General features: G+C 60.6%; 21 protein-coding genes. 4 read left to right on the top strand and 17 right to left on the bottom strand.

Going from position 1 to position 19,748, the window contains the following annotated elements:
- Nucleotides 1-3: 3 nt before the first annotated feature.
- From paaD to AC3ANQ_RS04120, 6 genes are all read right to left on the bottom strand, one after another.
- Entirely contained in the window at nucleotides 4-543 is a 540-nt protein-coding gene (gene paaD, locus AC3ANQ_RS04145; RefSeq protein ID WP_488305255.1) for a 1,2-phenylacetyl-CoA epoxidase subunit PaaD, read from the bottom strand.
- Between the two features lie 11 nt (nucleotides 544-554).
- Complete coding sequence (gene paaC / locus AC3ANQ_RS04140; RefSeq protein ID WP_488303946.1) at nucleotides 555-1,493, bottom strand: 1,2-phenylacetyl-CoA epoxidase subunit PaaC; 939 nt, start codon at nucleotides 1,491-1,493, stop codon at nucleotides 555-557.
- A complete protein-coding gene (paaB, locus tag AC3ANQ_RS04135) occupies nucleotides 1,490-1,813 on the bottom strand; it encodes a 1,2-phenylacetyl-CoA epoxidase subunit PaaB (protein ID WP_268020556.1) in 324 nt (107 codons plus the stop codon). Before paaB ends, paaC begins: the two co-directional genes overlap by 4 nt.
- Nucleotides 1,810-2,805 (bottom strand): 1,2-phenylacetyl-CoA epoxidase subunit PaaA, encoded by a 996-nt coding sequence (paaA, locus tag AC3ANQ_RS04130; protein WP_488303945.1) that lies wholly within the window; start codon nucleotides 2,803-2,805, stop codon nucleotides 1,810-1,812. The genes paaB and paaA overlap by 4 nt, the downstream gene beginning before the upstream one ends.
- A 488-nt stretch (nucleotides 2,806-3,293) precedes the next feature.
- Complete coding sequence (locus AC3ANQ_RS04125; protein ID WP_488303944.1) at nucleotides 3,294-3,680, bottom strand: hypothetical protein; 387 nt, start codon at nucleotides 3,678-3,680, stop codon at nucleotides 3,294-3,296.
- Nucleotides 3,681-3,906: 226 nt separating this feature from the next.
- Nucleotides 3,907-5,451 (bottom strand): sensor histidine kinase, encoded by a 1,545-nt coding sequence (locus tag AC3ANQ_RS04120; protein WP_488303943.1) that lies wholly within the window; start codon nucleotides 5,449-5,451, stop codon nucleotides 3,907-3,909.
- A gap of 409 nt (nucleotides 5,452-5,860) precedes the next feature.
- Between AC3ANQ_RS04120 and AC3ANQ_RS04115 the strand changes: the two genes are divergently transcribed.
- Nucleotides 5,861-6,634, top strand: coding sequence for a response regulator transcription factor (locus AC3ANQ_RS04115; RefSeq protein ID WP_488303942.1), 774 nt, complete (start codon nucleotides 5,861-5,863; stop codon nucleotides 6,632-6,634).
- A 12-nt stretch (nucleotides 6,635-6,646) separates the two neighbouring features.
- Here the strand turns inward: AC3ANQ_RS04115 and AC3ANQ_RS04110 are convergent, their stop codons facing one another.
- The 11 genes from AC3ANQ_RS04110 to AC3ANQ_RS04060 all read right to left on the bottom strand — a co-directional run bounded on the left by AC3ANQ_RS04110 (nucleotide 6,647) and on the right by AC3ANQ_RS04060 (nucleotide 16,100).
- Nucleotides 6,647-7,102: an Hpt domain-containing protein gene (locus AC3ANQ_RS04110; RefSeq protein WP_488303941.1), complete on the bottom strand. Its 456-nt coding sequence runs from the start codon at nucleotides 7,100-7,102 to the stop codon at nucleotides 6,647-6,649.
- A 125-nt stretch (nucleotides 7,103-7,227) separates the two neighbouring features.
- On the bottom strand, nucleotides 7,228-8,112 hold the full coding sequence (locus AC3ANQ_RS04105; RefSeq protein ID WP_488303940.1) for a type II secretion system F family protein: 885 nt from the start codon (nucleotides 8,110-8,112) through the stop codon (nucleotides 7,228-7,230).
- Between the two features lie 8 nt (nucleotides 8,113-8,120).
- Complete coding sequence (locus tag AC3ANQ_RS04100; protein ID WP_488303939.1) at nucleotides 8,121-9,053, bottom strand: type II secretion system F family protein; 933 nt, start codon at nucleotides 9,051-9,053, stop codon at nucleotides 8,121-8,123.
- Between the two features lie 7 nt (nucleotides 9,054-9,060).
- Nucleotides 9,061-10,581 carry a TadA family conjugal transfer-associated ATPase gene (locus AC3ANQ_RS04095; RefSeq protein WP_488303938.1) on the bottom strand — a complete coding sequence of 507 codons (1,521 nt, stop codon included), beginning with the start codon at nucleotides 10,579-10,581 and terminating at the stop codon, nucleotides 9,061-9,063.
- Entirely contained in the window at nucleotides 10,582-11,775 is a 1,194-nt protein-coding gene (locus AC3ANQ_RS04090; RefSeq protein ID WP_488303937.1) for a CpaE/TadZ family protein, read from the bottom strand. It abuts the gene before it with no gap.
- Nucleotides 11,772-12,542 (bottom strand): Flp pilus assembly protein CpaB, encoded by a 771-nt coding sequence (gene cpaB, locus AC3ANQ_RS04085; protein WP_488303936.1) that lies wholly within the window; start codon nucleotides 12,540-12,542, stop codon nucleotides 11,772-11,774. Before cpaB ends, AC3ANQ_RS04090 begins: the two co-directional genes overlap by 4 nt.
- A 34-nt stretch (nucleotides 12,543-12,576) precedes the next feature.
- Entirely contained in the window at nucleotides 12,577-13,614 is a 1,038-nt protein-coding gene (locus AC3ANQ_RS04080; RefSeq protein WP_488303935.1) for a Tad domain-containing protein, read from the bottom strand.
- The gene (locus tag AC3ANQ_RS04075; protein ID WP_488303934.1) at nucleotides 13,602-13,976 is read right to left on the bottom strand and encodes a TadE/TadG family type IV pilus assembly protein; all 375 of its coding nucleotides are present in this window, start codon (nucleotides 13,974-13,976) and stop codon (nucleotides 13,602-13,604) included. The genes AC3ANQ_RS04080 and AC3ANQ_RS04075 overlap by 13 nt, the downstream gene beginning before the upstream one ends.
- Before the next feature lie 126 nt (nucleotides 13,977-14,102).
- On the bottom strand, nucleotides 14,103-14,327 hold the full coding sequence (locus AC3ANQ_RS04070) for a Flp family type IVb pilin (RefSeq protein ID WP_488303933.1): 225 nt from the start codon (nucleotides 14,325-14,327) through the stop codon (nucleotides 14,103-14,105).
- Nucleotides 14,328-14,406: 79 nt separating this feature from the next.
- Entirely contained in the window at nucleotides 14,407-14,631 is a 225-nt protein-coding gene (locus tag AC3ANQ_RS04065; RefSeq protein WP_488303932.1) for a Flp family type IVb pilin, read from the bottom strand.
- Nucleotides 14,632-15,137: 506 nt separating this feature from the next.
- The gene (locus AC3ANQ_RS04060; protein WP_488303931.1) at nucleotides 15,138-16,100 is read right to left on the bottom strand and encodes a plastocyanin/azurin family copper-binding protein; all 963 of its coding nucleotides are present in this window, start codon (nucleotides 16,098-16,100) and stop codon (nucleotides 15,138-15,140) included.
- A 417-nt stretch (nucleotides 16,101-16,517) separates the two neighbouring features.
- Here AC3ANQ_RS04060 and AC3ANQ_RS04055 point away from each other — a divergent pair, with 417 nt between their 5' ends.
- The 3 genes from AC3ANQ_RS04055 (at nucleotide 16,518) to AC3ANQ_RS04045 (ending at nucleotide 19,490) form a co-directional block, all read left to right on the top strand.
- The gene (locus tag AC3ANQ_RS04055) at nucleotides 16,518-17,573 is read left to right on the top strand and encodes an LCP family protein (protein WP_488303930.1); all 1,056 of its coding nucleotides are present in this window, start codon (nucleotides 16,518-16,520) and stop codon (nucleotides 17,571-17,573) included.
- Between the two features lie 202 nt (nucleotides 17,574-17,775).
- On the top strand, nucleotides 17,776-18,414 hold the full coding sequence (locus AC3ANQ_RS04050) for a TasA family protein (protein WP_488303929.1): 639 nt from the start codon (nucleotides 17,776-17,778) through the stop codon (nucleotides 18,412-18,414).
- Nucleotides 18,415-18,497: 83 nt separating this feature from the next.
- Nucleotides 18,498-19,490 (top strand): signal peptidase I, encoded by a 993-nt coding sequence (locus AC3ANQ_RS04045; protein ID WP_488303928.1) that lies wholly within the window; start codon nucleotides 18,498-18,500, stop codon nucleotides 19,488-19,490.
- Nucleotides 19,491-19,748: the final 258 nt, after the last annotated feature.

The following is a 19,748-nucleotide window of genomic DNA, read 5'->3' as shown; positions in this document are numbered from 1 at the left end:
TCCTTACAGGACTTTGAAGTAGTCGAACGGTTCCTTGCAGTCCTGGCAGACGAAAAGCGCCTTGCAGGATGTGGAACCAAAGCGGGTGAGTTCCTTGGTATTGAGCGAAGAGCACTGGGGGCATTTGACGGCGAGGTTGAGGCGGACTTTGCCGGCGTGGCCGCCGGCGGCTGCTTTGCCGCTTGGAGGTGCGATGCCGTACTCCTGCAGCTTGGCCTTGCCGTGCTCTGTCATCCAGTCCGTGGTCCAGGCCGGGGCAAGGACCAGCTCGACGTAGACGCTGGGGTAGCCCTCTTTGTGGAAGGCGGTCTTGAGGTCGTCGCGGATGGCGTCCATCGCGGGGCAGCCCGAGTAGGTCGGCGTGATGGTGACCTGGACGGCGGGGACCAGCCCGCCGTCGTCGAACAATTGGACGTTACGGAGGATCCCCAGGTCCTCAATGGTGAGGACGGGAATCTCCGGGTCGCAGACCGTGGCTGCGATGCCCCAGGCCTTCTGCTCGGCGGTTTGTTTGGCCTTGACGCTTGTGTCCTGAACGAACATGTCCATCACGGTCACCAGCTTGCACCGGGATGTTCGCGGGCAAGGACCTGCATCTCGGCAAGCAGGTAGCCCATGTGCTCGGAATGCTTGCCTTGGCGGCCGCCACCCAGGGCCTGCGGGATGGCTCCGAGCTTGAGGTCCTCGTCCAAGCCAGCTTCGGTCAAAATTTCGCCCGTGAGCTGGTCGAAGTCTGCCCGGAGGCTGGACGGCTGAACGCCTGCTTTGGTTGCCGCGACGCGGGCCGTGAGCTCGTCGTCTTCGAAGAGTTCATCGACGTACGGCCAGACGAGTTTGAAGGCCTGGACAATACGACCGCGGGACTCTTCCGTTCCGCCCGCGAGCCGCAGCACCCACTGTGCGCTGTGGTCACGGTGGTAGTCCACCTCTTTGAGGGCCTTCGCCGCGATGGCCGCGATGGTGGAATCCGTGGAGCCGGTGAGCCGCTTGTAAAGCTCGAACTGGTAGTAGCTCACAATGAACTGCCGGGCGATGGTGACGGCGAAGTCCCCGTTCGGCTGCTCGAACAAGTGAGCGGAACGGAACTCGTGCTCCCGGCGGAAGTACGCCAGATCGTCCTCGGACTTGTCCCACGCCGCACCCGCGTAGGTCAGGAAGGAACGGGCGTGGCCCAGCTGGTCGAGTGCAATGTTGCCCAGGGCGACGTCTTCCTCGAGCTCGGGCGCACGGGAGATCCAGTGGCCCAGACGCTGGGCCAGGATCAAACCATCGTCGCCAATGCGCAAAGCGTATTCCGCGACGTCTTTTGTGGGTTTGGTGGTGCCGCGGCGGATTTCGAGCGCGATGTCCTCGGGGCGAAGGGCGTTTCCGGGGGTGATGCGCGTGGCGCTGGCGGAACCGTCTCCGGAGGCACCCGCTCCCCTGACGCCGACGGAGATGTCGCCGTGGCCTTCGATCGCGAAGTCTGTGTTGATCTGTTCCGGCGTGCTCACAGGTGCTTCACGCCTTCGCTCTTGGTGTAGTACGTCGCGTGGCGGTAGTCCTTGCCCTGGGGAGATTCGAAGAAGGAACCCTTGGAGTCCGGGTCGCTCGAGGAAATGGCTTCGGCAGGAACCACCCAGATGGACACGCCTTCGTTGCGACGCGTGTACAGGTCACGGGCGTTGCGCAGCGCCATCGCCGCGTCAGGAGCGTGCAAGGATCCGGCGTGGACGTGGGACAGGCCGCGGCTGGAGCGGACGAAAACTTCCCAGAGGGCCCAGGGGGTTTCGTGGGGCTGGCTGGCCGGGGTTGCGTTGGCGGGGGTGGTCATGCTGCGTGTTCCTTTTCTGCTTGCTTGCGCGCGTATTCGGCGGCGGCTTCGCGGACCCAAGCGCCGTCGTCGTGCGCTTCACGGCGGCGCTCAAGCCGCTGCGCGTTGCAGGGACCCTTGCCGGCGAGAACGTCTTTGAACTCGTTCCAGTCCAGCGGTCCGTGCTCCCACTTCTTGGTTTCCTCGTTGAAACGGATGTCCTTGTCAGGGAGCGTGAGGCCCAGGACCTTGACCTGCTCAACCATCATGCCGACGAAGCGGCTGCGGAGCTCATCGTTGCTGAACCGCTTGATGTTCCACGCCATGGACTGCTTGGAGTTGGGCGAATCGTCGTCCGGCGGACCGAACATCATCAGCGCGGGCGCATACCAGCGGTTGACGGCGTCCTGGGCCATCTCCTTCTGGGCAGGGGTGCCGTTGGACAGTTCAAGGAGGATCTCGAAACCCTGCCGTTGGTGGAACGACTCTTCCTTGCAGATGCGCACCATCGCGCGTCCGTAGGGGCCATAAGAAGCACGGCACAGAGGCACCTGGTTGCAGATGGCGGCACCGTCAACCAGCCAGCCGATCGCACCCATGTCTGCCCAGGAAATCGCGGGGTAGTTGAAGATGGACGAATACCGGGCCTTGCCGGCGATCAAGTCGCTGGTCATCTTGTCCCTGCTTTGGCCGAGGGTTTCCGCGGCCGAGTAGAGGTACAAGCCATGGCCTGCCTCGTCCTGCACCTTCGCCATCAGGATGGCCTTGCGCTTGAGGCTCGGAGCCCTGGTGATCCAGTTGGCTTCCGGCTGCATGCCGATGATCTCCGAGTGCGCGTGCTGCGAGATCTGGCGGAGCAGGGTCTTGCGGTAGGCCTCCGGCATCCAGTCGCGGGGTTCGATGCGCGAGTCCTCGGAGATGATGCGGTCAAAGTACGCCTGACCGGCCGCCTCCCGCTCTTGCTCTTCCGGGGACAGCTCAGCGGGCACAGACTGCAGATTCTGCGATGCCATGGTTGCTCCTAAATATTTACCGACCGTTCGTTCAGAATATGCGGAAGGCGCGAGATGCGTCAAGCGTATGGGCCCGGCGGGGCCCGCGGCGCGGGGTGTGCCCCGCCGTCGAGCGCGGGGTGGGGCGGCGTCGGCAAATCGACGGGACGCCCGCTCACATATACGGGCAAATACCGGGACGCTCGCTCACATATACGGGCAAATACCGGGACGCTCGCTCACCTCAAGTGATCGAGCGTCTGCAGGAAATACCCCAAAGGTGAGCGAGCGTCTGGGGGAACCCTTCAAAGGAGGGAAGGCAGCGCAACGGGATTGCCGCCGTCGGGCCCCAGTGGACCGGGCGCAGGCAAATAGCCCAACAGACCGGCCCCGGGCAAATAGAAGGGACGCTCGCTCACATGTAGGGGCAAAATCGGGAACGCTCGCTCACCTCAGGTGAGCGAGCGTCCGCAGGAAACACCCCAAAGGTGAGCGAGCGTCTGAGGGGGTCAGCCCATCACCGGGGCCAAAGCAGGTCGCGGCGCCAGTTGCTTCCGCGCCCAGCGGGCCAGCTTCTTGCCTTTGCCTTTCCACCAATTGTCCTCATCCTTGTCGTGGTGCCAGCGGAAGATAATCATCACGATCACGAGGACGCCCATCGCCACGTCCATCCAAGACCAGAGGACAGCCTTGGCCAACACGCTGACGCCCATGACGAGAATCGACGGCACTGCCAGGGTCCTGAAAATGGTGCTGGCCACGTAGCGACGATGCGATCGGGGCACGGACAGGGCACGAACCATGTCGAAGCACAGGCATACGACCACCATTGCCTGGCCCAAGTCCATCAGGATCAGCCCGGGCAACGATCCCGCGAAGTTGGCAGCGGATTCCATTCCCGCGCTCAACGGACTGCCTCCGTCGCTGCGGGACGCGGAAGAATCACAACAGGATTGTAGGAAACACACATACGGATAACCCCCAGAGACCAGGAACTGCGCTTGAGACCAACTGGGTTCCATTCAATCCGTTGCCTCTAGGGCCGGTCACGAGTAATGGGTACTCTAATTTACTCGGCTGGCTACTTGCACGAGGGAGCAGTTACCCGGTCCGGGATGTGGCCTAATACAGTGCCGGCGCGTCTGTCTGTAAAGGCTCCGAAGGCGTCCCTGCGGGGATCGCCACGGTAAACGTGCTTCCACTGCCGGGCTTGCTGCTGCAGGTGATGCTGCCTCCATGGCGTTCCACGATGGACTTGGTAATGGACAGGCCGAGGCCAACGCCTGGAATCGCGGCCTGACGGGCAGCATTTGTCCGGAAGAACCGAGTGAAAATCCTGGTCGACTCGTCCATGGTCATGCCCATTCCCGTGTCCTGCACCTCAAGCTGGACCCAGCCGTCGTTCCGCTCCGCCTTTACCGTCACTAATCCGCCGCCAGGCGAATACTTGATGGCGTTGGAAACCAAATTGTCCAAGGCCTGCCCCAGCCTCAAGGGGTCGGCATTCGCCCACAGGGGCGCCTGTACGTTGGCAACAAGGTCCACATGGGCAGCGTCGGCCTGCGCCTGCGCAGAAACCAAGCTGTTTTCCACCAGGCCAGCCAAATCAGTGCGCCGAGGATTCACGCTCTCCACGGCGGCGGCTGACAAAAGGAGGTCTTCCACCAGGGCACGGAGCCGCTCGGCATTGCGCTCCGCCACTTCCAGCCCGCTCCTGGTTGCTGGTTGGAGTTCTTGGGCGCCGCGGAGCACAAGATCGATGTTGCCCAAGATCGATGTCAGTGGGGAACCGAATTCGTGCGAAACGTTGGCAACCAACTCGTCCTTGGCTGCAAGGGCATCGACAACATCCGTGACGTCCCTGAAAACGATGACGGCACCGCCAAACCCATCGTCGAAGTCGTTTTTCATACCCCGCGCGGCGGTAGAGATGGCCCGCTGTTCGGTACCGGCTCCGAACCAAAGGAGATAGTCGGAAAATGTTTCCCCTTGAACCGCCCTCCGAATGGGGCCCTTTTCAAGTGGAAGCGGAGTCCGCCGGTCCTGGCCGAAAACCGGCCAGTCTTGTTCCGCGGGCCCTGGTGAGCCTTCCGCCGGCAATCCCATCCGTAGGAATGCTTTTTGTTGGTTGTTGATCAGGAGAGTCTCGCCCTTCGAATCGACGGCGACAATTCCGACGTCGATCGTGTCCAAGATTGTCTTGAGCAGCGTCTCCCGCTCCCGGCTAGCAGCCAACAATTGGCGCAGAACCTGATCCCGCTGTTTTACCCGCCGCTGCTGGAGACGGGCATTTGAACCAGCCAATCGAATGGAGACTGCCATAGCGAACATCATGAGGGGCAAAAGCAGCACCGAAGAAATATCTGATGAGGTGGGACGGGGCAAGTGCGAAACGACTGGCGGAAGCGCAATGAAGAAAGGACCCACAAAGCTGAGGATCAGGCTTGTCTTGGAAAGCATGCCTGAGGCAGACAGCCAGATGACGGGAAAGATAGCTAATGTGATGAGGCCTGGTATCGCATTGAAGGCGCCGTTTCGCGTGAACCAGAGGGCAACAAAATCCAAAATAGGGATTGCCAGGCCTGCGCTCGGCGCCAAGCGCTCCCAAGGGACCAGCAGGCAACTCAGGAACAGGATGCCGTGGAGGAGGACTCCAGTGACGAACACCCAGTTTTGGACTAAGCCTGGCCAAAGAGTAGGGGCCGCGATCGCCAGACCCGCGATGATGAGCGTCAGTGGTAATTCACAGACAGCCAACCGGGCGCGAGGTGTGAGTTTTCTGAAGAAACGGACGGCCGTGCGGAAAAATGGCTGCTCACTCAAGTCAAGACCCTTCGTTGGAGATTCGCGAACCAATTACTGCATCGAGCGATTCCCGAAGGAGCGCCCGGAGTCATCTATTCCCCCAAGGAACAACAATACGACGGCCCCGAACGATCCACGTGGAAGGTTCTGATCAGCACTTAATCCACATATTAGATGCCAGATGCCCGCAATGCTTGTATCGTGAGTATTTGGGTGACATTTACCGCGTTGCGCTGGGCTTTGCGGCGATGCGCACCCGCGAGGATGTCCAATGAGCGAGCCTGGGGTAGCCGTAGTCATTGAGGATGACGAAGATGTACGAAATTTGGTTGACGCCATCCTCAAAGAAGCTGGATTTGTGGTGCACTCTGCCGCCACCGGACGCGAAGGCGTGGAAGTGGTCCGGGATCACCATGCCTCCGTGGTAACGCTCGACGTCGGACTTCCGGATATGGATGGCCACGAGGTCCTGCGGCGAATTCGGCAATTCAGCGACGCATATGTGGTGATGCTGACGGCCAGGCGCGACGAGCCGGACGCGTTGACGGCTTTCCTGACCGGCGCGGACGACTACGTCAAGAAGCCGTTCTTGCCGCGTGAATTGAGGGCCCGGGTCACCGCCATGATGCGCAGGCCACGCGCGGACGGCGGGCTTGCCTTGCCGTTGGAAGATCGCGGCGGATATTACGCCGGTTCGGACGGGGCCGACCAAGCGGTGATAAAGCACAATGGCTTGGCCCTGAACTACAAATCACGCACGGTTACCGTTCAAGGTTCAGCCCTGACGTTGACGAGAAGCGAATTCGATCTGCTCCTCGACTTGCTCCGGGCCAAAGGGGAGGTGCGGACGCGCGCTGACCTCGTCAAGGCAGCGCGCGGTGATTACTATGACGACGATGCGTATATCAGCGAATCCGACGAACGGGCTGTTGAGACCCACATCGGGAACCTCCGCCGAAAGCTTCGCGAAGATCCACAATCGCCGCGCTTTTTTCAGACCGTCCGAGGAGTCGGGTATCGGCTCACGCCGAAAAGACCGGACTAAGCGGCTCGGACGTCAGTCGTTCCGGAGTACGTAGCTGCCCTTTAGCTCCAGGACCGTTTGGTGCCCGCATTCTGCAACTTCCTTGAGGAGAGGCCGGGCCTCACGCAATTCACTTTTTCGAATGCGTTCCTCCAGTTGCGCCGCAAGTACAGCGAGTCGAACGCCGCCAACCATGACGGAAGAGGTCCTGAGGCTTAGGACCGCGTTCAGTGCCGCCGCCACGTCACCGTGCTCGACGGCGGTTGCGAGGATTTCGTATCGCTTTCCCCAGAGTTTTGCGAAGTCGCCGGCAAACGTGCGGGCGATCAGCGGATTGTCCACTTGATCTTCCAGGAGTTGGAATTCTGCCAGATCCAGTATGGGATGTTCGACAGGCGGGACCGCGGGCAGCCCGTTGGAGTCGCCAGCCGAGCACGCATGGCTCGGATCTGAATCCTCGTTGACCTCGCTGGAACCTGAACTGAACATAGCCCAATGCTACTTTCTGAATTCGGGGAAAAACCGAACTTATGCTTATCTTAAGGAAATCTTAGGCCTTTCCTGATTACCTCTTTTTCATCGAGTGCACTAATTCAGCTAATGCGTTATTGCGCTCAGCCGCCACTGAAGGTGGCTATCGTGTTGATGACTGCCGGACCCAGGATGGCGATGAACAGCACCGGGAAGATGAAGAACAGAAGAGGGAAGAGAATCATCACCGGAAGCTTCATCGCCTTCTCCTCCGCGCGTTGGCGACGCTTCACACGCATAACCTTCGCTTGGACCCTCAGGACCCGGCTGATGGCAATGCCGTATGTGTCGGCCTGGATCACGGCCTGCACGAAGCTCCGGAGTTCAGGAACGTTAGTACGCTCAGCCAGTGCCAGATAGGACTCGCGGCGGCTCCGTCCAACCTGCATGTCCTGCAGCGTCCGCACCAACTCCTCCGCCAAAGGTCCCTTCCCATTTTCTCCGGCGCGGGCCATTGCTCCTTCAAAACCGAGGCCAGCTTCGACGGATATCAGCATTTGGTCCATGGTATTTGCGAGTTCCAATTGCATGGCTTTTTGACGCTCTTGTCCTTTGCTGTACAGCATCAGATCCGGAATAAAGTAACCAAGCAACACAACAAATATCCCCACGAGCTTGATGATGCCGCTCGAACTGTTGGCACTGATGAACAAGCCAAGAAGTGCTCCGCACAATCCGAGTAGGGGCTTAGCTGCGAGGACGCGTCCCAAAGGGAGCGACGGCGGACGGCCGGCCAACGAAAGCAGCCTATCCAGCTTCTGGACGTAGCTTCCAGGGGTCAGGCGGTAACCAATGAGCTCGAGTGCACCGCCGCGACTCTGCGGACCGACCTCGGCAATTTTGTCGCCCCTCGTCAATAGCACCCGGACGGCGCGTTGGGCCTTTCGGTCAACCGACAGGAATGACCAAGCGAGGTAGGCAATAGGCAGGGGAACCAGCAGCAAGGACAGAAGCAGGGAGGGATTCACGCGTCACCTCAAAACTTCAAGTCGATGATCTTGCGCATCCAGAGACCGCCAATGGTCATCAGGATGACTGACCCCGCTATCATTCCCCAACCGAGCGGATGGGTGATCATCACGTCCATGTAGCCGGGGTTAGCAACCATGAGCATGGTCACGATGCCGAAGGGAAGGGCCATCAGGATGTATCCCGAAAACTTCCCTTCCGCCGCCAAGGATTTGATGTGTCCCTTGATCTCGCTGCGTTCGCGTATTGTCTCATTGACCTGGTCCAGGACCTCAGCAAGGTTACCGCCCACCTCGCGGTTGATTTGGATGGCTTGCGCTATCCACACAAAGTCCTCACACCGCATCCGCTCCGCTGCATCGTTAAGCGAGGCTTGGAGATCGCGGCCAAGACTTGTCTCCGTGATGATCCGGCGCATTTCCTCGGCCGTCGGGCTGGCCGATTCAGTGGCCGCGGCATCGATCGCACGAAGTATGCTGTGCCCGGCCCGCAAGCCACCAGACAGTAGTTGGAGGGTGTCGCCGAGCTGAGCGTCGAATTTCGCCCGCCTTTTGCCGGCCAGGGAGCTGAGGACCAGTCGTGCCACAAGAGGCGCCGGGATAAAGAACAAAAAAGCCACCAATGGGCCGCCGATGACGAGCCCCATCAAGGCACCGACCAAAGCTCCGGAAATCACGAGGATGAAGAAGTCCGCTTGGCTCATTCTCAACCCGGCATTCTCCAGTTCTTCACGGTTGAAGAGCCGGATGTTGCGCCTAGTCAGGAATCCATGAAGTACTTCGGCGGCAGAACCTGCAAGGCGCGTCAGCTGGGAGCCCGAGCCTGCTTGGTAGGGCCGCCTCCGATCAAACGGAACCTCGGGGGCTTTTGGCAAGATCACAGCCACCCCGAAAAGCAGGATGGCTACAAGCATCAAGGCCATTCCGGTCAAGAGCATCATGGCTGGCTCACGTCCTTGCTCCAGTAACCAAGGGAGCGGCGAACACTCCAGGAGAAACGCGAATACCCAGGTCATCGAAGCGGTCAATGAACCGCGGACGGATGCCCGTTGGCACGGGCCTTCCAAGAAACATCCCGTGGGCGTCGACCCCCGCCGAGTAGTCGAAAATAAAGGCGTCCTGGAGGGTGACAATGTCCCCTTCCATGCCTTGCACCTCGGTCACGTGCGTGATGCGGCGCGTTCCGTCCCGCAAACGGGAGATTTGGATGATGAGATTCACAGCAGACGCTATTTGCTCGCGGATTGCTCGCAGCGGCAGGTCCATGCCTGCCATGAGCACCAGGGTTTCGAGGCGCGCCACGGCGTCACGAGGGGAATTTGAGTGCACCGTTGAGAGGGAACCGTCGTGACCGGTGTTCATGGCCTGAAGCATGTCGAGGGACTCCCCGCCGCGGACCTCGCCGACGACGATCCTGTCCGGGCGCATACGAAGCGAGTTCCGGAGTAGCTCCCTGATGGTCACTTCACCCTTACCCTCGGTGTTCGGTGGCCTGCTCTCAAGCCTCACCACATGTTGCTGCTGGATCTGCAGTTCCACGGCGTCCTCAATGGTAACGATGCGGTCGTCCCCCGGGATGAAAGATGACAGGACATTCAACAACGTGGTCTTGCCGGTTCCAGTACCTCCGGAAACTATGATGTTCAGTTTCGCCTTGACGCAAGCATTCAGGAGCTCGGCCATCTCCGGTGTCAGCGTGCCGAAATCGATCAGGTTCCTGATGGTCAACGGTATTTTGCTGAATTTTCGGATCGTCAGCGACGAGCCGCCAACCGCTAGCGGAGGGATCACGGCATTGACTCGCGAACCGTCTTCAAGTCGCGCGTCGACCAGCGGGGATGACTCATCGATCCGTCGACCTACTTTCGAAACGATGCGTTCAATGACCCTCCTGAGATGGTCCTCCGAACTGAACCCGGAATCCGTGAGGGTCAGCTTGCCTTTTCGTTCGACGTAGATCTGGTCCATCCTGTTGACCATGATTTCCGTGACTTCCGGATCGTCCAGCAAGCGTTGGAGCGGCCCGTAGCCAAGGACGTCGTCCGCTACGTCCGCCACGAGCCGGCTGCGCTCGTCCGCAGACAGTGGGACCTGCTCGGCGTCGATGATCCGGGTGAGCTCTTCCCTGGCAGTGGTCCGCAACTCATGTTCGCTCACGCTCGAGTCGTTGAACCTCGCCCCGAGTCGCTCGAACAATGCCGCGGCGGCGCGCCGCTTGAGGGCAGCGAAGGCGTCAACCGGTTGCTGGGCCCTGGGCTTTGGCGAGTCCGGGAGATCGGCCAGCTTGACTGAAGTGTGGGGTTTTGCAACACCGATAGGCTTCCCGGCGGGATTTGGCCTGATTTGCTGAGTGGCCTCAGCGAATGTTGGTTTAGGCGCAGAGAGCGTGCTCGGCCCAAGTTCTTCCCCTGCACCGAGGGACGCTTCGACCTTGCCCTCGGCCGCATGCATGCGTTCAGACAGCTTCATCTAGACCACAACCCTTCTATGCAATTTGCGCTGTGCTGTGGCACGCCAGGTGGGATTGAAGCGCTCCACAAGTTGCTTGAGTCCTTTGACGGCAGGATCCTTCACCATTTCCTGGAGCACGGGAATGCCGCGGTTGGTGGAGAACGCTACGGCCTTCGACCGAGGGATGCTGACATCAACCGGCGCACCGACAGTAGATTCGACGTCCTGGACCGACAAGCCGGACTTGGAATCAGCCATGTTGAGCACCACGTGCCGGGTTTCCGGTAGCAGGTTCAACCTGCGGAGAATATCCAGGCCGGAGCGAAGGCCCCGGACGCTCGGAACGTCCATGCCAGTCACCCACACAGCGTCCGAGCATTGCTCGAGGGCAGCGAGCCCGATTTCGGGTAGTCCGGGTGCAGTGTCCACAACCACATACTGGAACTCTTGGGCCAGCTGTTCGAGCAGGCGGCCAACCTGTTCCGGCGAGATCCCGTCTGCTTCAACAGGGTCCTTCGGCGCGCACAAGGCATAGATGCTTGCCGGGTGGACGGTGAGAAAGGCCTTGAGCACCAGGGAATCCTGGCTGGCCGACGGAGTGACGGCATCAGTAACAGTGTGTTCCGGATTGAGGTAGAGTCCGGACGCGACGTCACCGAATTGCAGGTCCAGATCCACGATCACTACGCTCATCGGCGCTATCTTGCCCAGCCCCACGGCGATGTTCGTGGCGATTGTCGTTTTGCCCACACCACCTTTGGGGGAAAAAACGCCGATCACCAAGCCCTTCGGGGAGCCCGATTGCTTGGGTTCCATGGTGCGCTGACGGCTCGCGAAAGACTGACACGCGCGCTCAAGCATCACCCGTATCTGGGCCAGATCCGCGGCTGGGCTCATGATATCGCGAATGCCGGACCGCATGGCTTGGAGGACGAACCCGGGATCCAGTTCACTGACAAGAATCACACTCAGCTCGGGCAACTGCACATCGAGAACCGTGGCCAGGCGAAGGGCGTCCTCCACGGGCACGTCGGGTCCCAGAATCAGCACTTCGAGTTGTTCCTGGTTGATGGCGCCGAACAATTCGGCCGGATCAGCCGGCAAAACACTGGTGAAAAAGGTCTGCACGCTTCCGAGCAGGCCACCCGCAACAGCTTGGCGCAAACGTTGGTCAAAGTCAGTATTTGGAGTTATCAGGACGAAGCGGCTCACTTGTACACCTCGCTCCTCTGGATAATCCTGGGTCCGTTGTCCTTGGCGTCGAGCGGCTCTTTGCTCAGCCAGATCTTGGCGTACTCCGACGCGAAAACAATCTTGGACGCGTCCACATCGCTCACGGCGACGGTCAGCAAGAGGGAACCGGTGGGAAGGGTGCTGTCCTTGGAGGCGGCCGCACCTGAACTGGGATTCGGCGTCGGCTGTGCACTCGCGGCTGCTTGGGGGGCGCGCTGGACCATGGTCACAAGAACCTTGTGAATGGCCAGGTCAGTGCTTTCCTTGTCTGGCTTCGCCTCAATTCCGCCGTTGGACATGGAAATGAATATTCCGACGTGGTCACCAGGAACCAGCAGTCCCCCGACTACCCGCTGGGGTTCCAGTTGAAAGGAGACTTCTTGGAGCCCTGCCGGCACCTTCACGTTCCCAGGGGTCTTGAGTGCGTCCGGCGCCACCAAGCGTTCGGCCACCAACGTCTCCCCGGGGACGAGGTCAACGGCAGCGACCTTGCCCGCTGAGTCCCCCAGGGTGTGTAGCGCTGATTTTGGGACCGCCGATTCCGGCAGTTGCTGGGTAACTAGGGAATCCTTCATGGCATCCACAGAGGTACCGGCGGGGATGGCCGCCTTGACCACCAACACGTCAACGGGGGCCAAGTTCTGGACTGCCCGTTGATCCGCTCCTTGCGCGTAGGAGAATACGAGAATCACCCCGACGACGGCCAGCAGGGCTGCTGCCGATCCGGCCAACAAGCGTGACTTCACTTACTGCTCCTGTGCTCAAAGAATGGGATGAAAACTAGTTAGTGAGGCGCACGATGGTGGCCCCGTAGGCGTCTACCGGCCCCAGCGAGTAGCCATCTGCGAGCGAGACGTACTTGACGAAACTCCCGATGATTCCGCGGCAGTTTCCGGTGCAGGAAACCGCTGAGGGGACATCGGGACTGGTGTTATGGAAACTGTCCGGAAGCGTGTTGTTGCCGCCGCTGAACTTCCACCCCGTTACTTTGAATGCCGCGAAGGACACGAGATGGTAGATAGCCCCGGCTCCCGTACCTATTACGGCGTCGAAGATCGGAAGCAGGACGATAACGTCCCGGCCGGCGGTCAGGGTATCGCCCCACTTTTGAAGGGTGGTTGAACAGTTACCCGGCGCACTGTTCCCCGGGGCGCTGCCGCCTTCACTGACCGCGAGGTTGATCGTGCCGCCGCACGCACCGGGATCTTGCGTGATCCAGCCGAACCCTCCAGCCACGGTGGCGCCCGCGGGGCCGTAATTGCAACTGGGGTTGGCACCCGAGCCGTGGTCCTGAAGAAGCTGGAGTGCTCCGCCGATGTACCCCTGCACCTGGCAGATGGAATACGTGAGGGGAAACGGGGTTCTGCCTGCGACGGCACTTCCCCATTGAACACTGGAAGTGGTCACAACGTCGGTGGTGTTGACGCCCAGGACACGGGCGAAGAAGAGCGAGACCGCGTTCGGCGCGCCGCCCGCCTGCTGGGCTCCGGCAGTCACCGTTACTTTCCGATTGAGAAGGTCCAGGCTGACCGACTTGATGTTGCTCAAACCGCCCACTGCGTTCTTGTTTGCCAAGTCAATAGCTACCGGGGACATGATGGAGCAATTCAGATCATTCGTATTCGCAGCGCATTTTTGGGCTACGGCGAGGGCCGCGGCGTCGGACCCGTTCTGTACTTGCGCCCTTTTCGAGTACAGCATTCCCGCATCCACGGCGAGGGCGGCAAACCCGAGCAACACCACCAGCACGAGAGCGATGAGAACCGCGACCGCACCGCGCTCGCCGTCGTCGTAGTCACGGAACATCAGCCGCCGCATACCATGACTCCTACTCCTTGCATCGGGAATGGCCCTGCAATTCCCGTGAGGGTGCTGAGGGTGTATTTGATGGTCACGGACATCTGGGCTCCGGAGGTGCAGTTGGCCGGACTGAAGGTGAAGTTGGTATCTGCCAGCTGTGGATTCAACGACACAGCTGCGTTCTTCGCCGCCGTCTTGGCGGCTGTCTGATCATTCGAAATCGCCATGACGCGGACACCTTCGCGGGCTGCGTTCGAGAGCGACACCTGCACGTTGTAAGCCCTGCCGAATTCCATGATGCCCAGCAGCAGCATGATCAAGACAGGTGCCAGCAACGCGAATTCAACCGCCACGGCACCACGCTCTGATGCCCTCGGCATACTGTTGACCTTCCAGGGAACGGATACTTCGAATCAAGCAGAGTGGCGGCCGCCTGAATGCCGCCGCCACTCGGGAATTGCTTTGAGTGTCCCGAATTGCTTCCCGGGCACTGTGCTGTGCGGCTCCTAGGCGCAGGTGCCGGCGGCACCGTTGGCACCAGCCGTCCAGGTTTTGCCGCTCACGGAACACTGGACCTGGGAGAACGTCTCCTTGAGCGTCCCACCCAGCAGCGCGACGGCGACGATAATGACGACAGCAATGAGGGAAACCATAATGCCGTACTCGACGGCGGTGGCGCCGGTTTCGTCACTCTGCGCATCAGATGCGGATTTTAGGAAATTGGAAGGCATAAAGGCTCCTGGCTGAGGAAAGTGCTAACGATCTGACGGGAGGCGGGCTGCGTCGGATCTAGTCCACCGAAAGAACTTCCTAGGCGCAGGTGCCAGCGGCGCCGTTGACGCCAGCCGTCCAGGTTTTGCCGCTCACGGAACACTGGACCTGGGAGAACGTGTTCTTGAGCGTCCCACCGAGCAGGGTGACGGCCACAATGATGACAACAGCGATGAGGGAAACCATGATGCCGTATTCGACGGCGGTAGCGCCGGTTTCATCGCGGCGGATGCGAGACGCGGTGTTTGAGACCAGAGAAAACATGTGAAACTCCTGAGCGAGTTGGGGGATATGGGCTGGTCCAGCACCAACCCACTAGCAACCTAGCAACGCCCAACTCCTCCTGGAACAGTCCTTGGGATATCCTGTGGCAAGACTCGCGATCCTGCGCATTTCTTGTGTTAAAACTAGGGAAACCTCCGGTCATGGGCAGCCCTGGCGAGCGAAATCCAAGGTGAAAAGACGGCGCCCCCGGATTGCCGCCGTCGGGCCCTAACCGACTTGCCGCGGCATATCGAAAGGAGCGCTCGCTCACTTTTGTCGGGTTTCCGATGGATGCTCGCTCAACTTTAAAGCCAAAATGACGAACGCTCAAGCACATGTTTGTGCAGGAGCTTTCGGCCAGGGGGCGCTCTATCTGCAGGAGCGTTCGCCAAAAGGCGGTCAAAGGTGAGCGAGCGTCTTGGGGCCCGCAGAAGGCGAGAACCGCCGTCGGGCACTCATGCAAAGGGGGGGCCAGACGACCCCCACCCTCGCGCACAAATCAAGGATCAGTCCTCCACAACCACCTTGCCCTTCATTCCCATGAAGTCGTGCAGAGCGCAGATGTAGTCATAGACCCCTGCTTTGTTGAAGGTCACGGTGAACGTGGTGCCCGGCGTCATAAAGCCGGAATGGAGCTGCCCGCCTGTGAAGTTCGTTGGATCACCGACCGGAGGGAAGACATTGGCCGGCTCGACGCCGAAGGTCACCGTGTGCGGAGCGCCCATGCCGTTGTTCACGAAGCTCACGCTCTCGCCGACATGGATAACAACCTTTTGCTCGATGAACCGCATGACCATGGCCACGCCGTTGTCGGTCCCAGTAAAGACCGTGTGGTCGTCGGCCTGGTCACGGGCTTCGCTCCACTGCTCATAGCCGTCGCGGAGGATGGCCCGCGCCGTTCGGTCAGCCCGGTTGTTGTACTGCTCCTGGGTGAACGGGTAGTCCGTGCCTTTGTCCCGCACGTGGATTGTGCCCTTCATGACAGTTCCGTGCACCAGGCAGTAGTACGTGAAGTCGCCTGTATCCGGGAACTTTAAGGTGTACGAATCAACTGCCGGGAACCCACTGTCCGACACGTTCGACATCACGCCGGAGTTGTAGTATGAGTGCCCGTCATAAGACTTGCCGCCTTGGGCCAACAAGTACAGAGGGTTGGACGGATCAAAGGGTTGCGTGGACTCAATCGTTTGTCCCGCGGCCAGGAACGTGACCGTGTGGATTTCGGCGGCGTTGGCCTCCCATGTGACCTTGTCCCCGGCATCGATGTAAATGTTCTTCGGCAGGAAGGACATACCCTGAATGGCCTGGTCCGACGATTCGGAGCCGACTTGGACCGTCCACGTCCGTGCAGATTTGCCGCCATCCGCGGCTGCCGTGCCACTGAGTGCCACCGGCAACGCCAAGGTAAGGAGTAACACCAAGAGCGCCCTCAGGCGCGGCAAAAGGAGGGGTTTTGGATGAGCAGTCATAAGACTCATTCCTTAGGAAAATCTGTGCTGACCGGCTGTTTCCAGCCTGGAAATTTTGAGGCGCCGGAGACCATGGCGTCGTTTGACGGTGACTCGGTTTCCTTGAACTTCCCTATGAACTTCAGCTCGCAACTACTGCCCGTCCCCCACATACGGTGCGGCGCCGCGACGATGGGGCCAAACGGGATCCTCCTTTGCTCGGAGGGATAACGTCCAGTTCCGGGGGTAAAAATGCCCATTGCGGAACGGAGAGGACACGGCAAAGCCGGCCCATGTGAAGGCGCAGCAATTAAGTCCCATCGTGCTCCCAGAACGTTATTTTGTCGAGATACCAGAACTGTGCGTGGGAACCCATTGTGGCCAAATTGAGGCTTTCTTGTGCGCGGTTTTGACTCACTTGGGTGGTACGTTCCGGTCATGGACAGACGACGGAGACTGTGGCTTGCGGCAGGACTGGCAGCTCTACTGGCGCTCATCGTTGTCCTGGCCGCGATCGTCGCAGGGTCCAGCAGGACTTCGTCCGGACCGTCACCATCAAGCGCCCCCTCGAGCCCCGCCACGGGCGGAACGCCAACCAGCACGCCATCCGCGACTCAAACACCCGCGCCACCGGCCGCGGTACCCGCACCACCGACCATCCCTGAGCTTCCCGCAACACCGATGAACATCCTGGTGATTGGCAGCGACAGCCGCGAAAATGCCAGGGAACAGAACGATCAGACCATCACAACAGGCAAGTCATCGGACCAACGCTCGGATTGCCTGATGCTGATCCACGTACCGGCGGACCGGCACAATGTCTACGGAATTTCGATCATGCGCGATAACTGGGTGGACATCCCGGGCTATGGTGCCTCCAAAATCAATGCCAGCCTTGAGGTAGGAGGCACCCCCTTGGTGGTCCGGACCGTCGAACAACTGTTGGGCACGCACATAGACCACACCGTCATGCTGGACTTCAACGGCTTCAAGACCCTCACGGATGGCCTCGGCGGGATCGACGTCAATGTCACGTTGCCCTTCACCGCCAGCTTTGAGACCCACCACGTATTCCCCGCCGGAATTAACCATTTGGACGGACAAGCAGCCCTGGAGTTCGTCCGCGAACGCTACTCATTCGTGGATGGAGACTACCAGCGGGTGCGCAACCAGCACACGTTTCTCCAGGCCCTACTGGCAAAGCTCAGGGGCGGAATCCAAACTCCCGCGGGAGTCCTCGGTCTGGTCAACTTCGCAGCCAACTACCTCACGGTGGACCAGGGATTCGACCCGGCTTCCGTCGCCATCCTGGCCTACGGACTCCGAACTGTGGATCCCGGCGCCTCCGTCTTCTTCACGCTGCCCACGGCAGGGACCGGCACTTCCCCGGATGGGCAATCGATCGTGCTGCCCGATTACGCCGGAATCGGAGAAGTGGCCGCCGCCCTGCGGGACGGCACCCTGCCGGAGTACGCCGTCGCGCATGGTTACTGAGCCGGTGCGGGCTACTCGCTTCCGCTACTCGGAAGAGTACAAGCACTTGCGTCCAACCACTCGAAGACTACTTGATCGAATATTTAACCAATCTTGAACAAAAGCTTGAGGAAACCTTGCAGCGTCCTAAAAGTCCTGCCGGAAAGTAGGGGTCATCGGGCAGAAAAGTCCGTGAAACCCCGGTCCGACGGGCTTCAAGGAAATGGAAATCATCATGGGTCTCAACCTGAAAACCACAACAGGTAAAATCGTTGCTTCCCTGGCTTTGGTCGGTACTGCTGCCGGCGTGGCAGGACTGGGAACCTACGGCGCCTTCACTTCCAGCACCTCCGCCAGCGCCGCCGTTGCCTCCGGCACCGTGAACATCGCCCTGGGCGCATCCGGCACCGCGAACCGACTCAGCGTCGCCGCTTCCGGACTGGTCCCGGGCGACACCGTGCAGCGCGCGGTCACCCTGAGCAACGCCGCCGGAAACCAGGCACTCTCAGCGATCACCCTGACCACCTCAGCGACCGCCCCGAACTCCTCCAAGCTGGACACCGACACAAGCATGGGCCTTCAGCTGGTGGTCGACAACTGCTCCGTCCCTTGGACCGAGGCCGGCACCTCCCCGGCTTACACCTACACCTGCTCCGGCACCACCACTTCGGTGCTCGCTACGCACCCCGTCATCGAATCAAACCTCTCCCTGAGCAACCTCACCTCGGTTGCCGCAGGCCAGACCGATAACCTGCGGGTCACGCTGTCCCTGCCGGCAACGGCCGACAACACCCTACAGGGTCAGAGCAGCACCATCGCGTTCAACTTCACGGGCACCCAGCGCACCGCGACCAACAAGTAGCGCGCACCCTAGCCAGCCCTCCGCCGTCGAGCCCCCCTGAAAAACGACGGCGGAGGGCCTCCCACAGGAACGGAGACCCAGCCATGACCGCATCCCTGTTCCGCCACGCGCGGCGGGTCTCCGGAACAGCCACGACGGCGACGCCGGGCGCGGGGAAGTCGCGCGGCATGGGTTCGAAGGTAGTCCAGGGCTTCGTGCAGCTGATCGCCACCACGGTGATGGTTGCGTCCGTCGCAGCATTCCTGTTCCTCGCCGTCGGGCCCCGCGTTCTTGGCTACCAGACCAGCACGATGCTGACCGGCTCCATGTCCCCGCTGATCAACCCCGGAGATGTCGTGGTTACCGTTCCCGTCCAGGTCCAAGACCTGAAGGTCGGGGACGTCATTACGTACCACATTCCGGTAGACGACCAGCGGGTCGAGACACACCGGATCATTGACCTCGCCGTCAACAGCCAGGGCACCGCGACCGTTCGCACCAAAGGCGACGCCAACAACGGCGCCGACCCCTGGACCGCAGCCTTGGCAGCAGGCCACGTAGACCGTCAGATATTCACCGTTCCTTACCTCGGTAACGCCGTCCGCGCCTTTCGGGATCCCCTGGTCTTGAAAGTCTTGATGTACGGCGCTCCGGCTGCCCTGGTGGTAATGCTCCTCGTCTCCATTTGGCGGAAGAAGCAGCAAGGCGACGACGCCGCTGACGCCAGCGAGGCAGAACGCGCCTTGCCGGCTTTGGACCGTCGCCCCCTCAGGCGCCTCGCAAGGGAGATGAAAAGCAAGGAAGCCGCCAAGAAGTTCGCGGCCGCTTACACCAGGCTGCTGCCCCAGCGCGTAGACCGGATCAGCCACGCGCTGAGCGCCGGGAACAGCGACTTGGCCATGGACGCTGTCCTCAGCCTGAAAACCAGCTCATCGATGGTCGGGGCCCTCCGGATGGAACAACACTGCGTCCGCCTGGAACACGCCCTGGCGATGACCGATCACACCGCTGCGGTTGAAGCCGGCGAAAAAGTACGGCAGCACCAGCCACAGTTGGAAAAAGCACTGGGCAGTCAAACTGCCCGGTACGCTGCATGAGAATGTCCTCAAAGAACTGAACCGGGTCCACTGCTCTTACCGCGAAATGCGGTAAGAACGGGATCGGACCACAGGGCCTCACAGAAAGCCGCTGACCTTGCGTAGAAGCCGAAGCACCGCCGACGTCGCGCAGACGCCTGCGTTCGGGCGCGTCGCCGCGGTCCTGGCTGCGGCTGCGGTATTGGTCTTCGCTCCCAGCATCGCGCAAGCCGCATTCATTGGAACGGTCTCGGGTTCAACCAGCATAGGGACTATGTC

It is taken from the genome of Arthrobacter sp. DMZ02-1R, from assembly GCF_057747935.1.
This window is presented reverse-complemented; position numbering and strand designations above follow the sequence as displayed.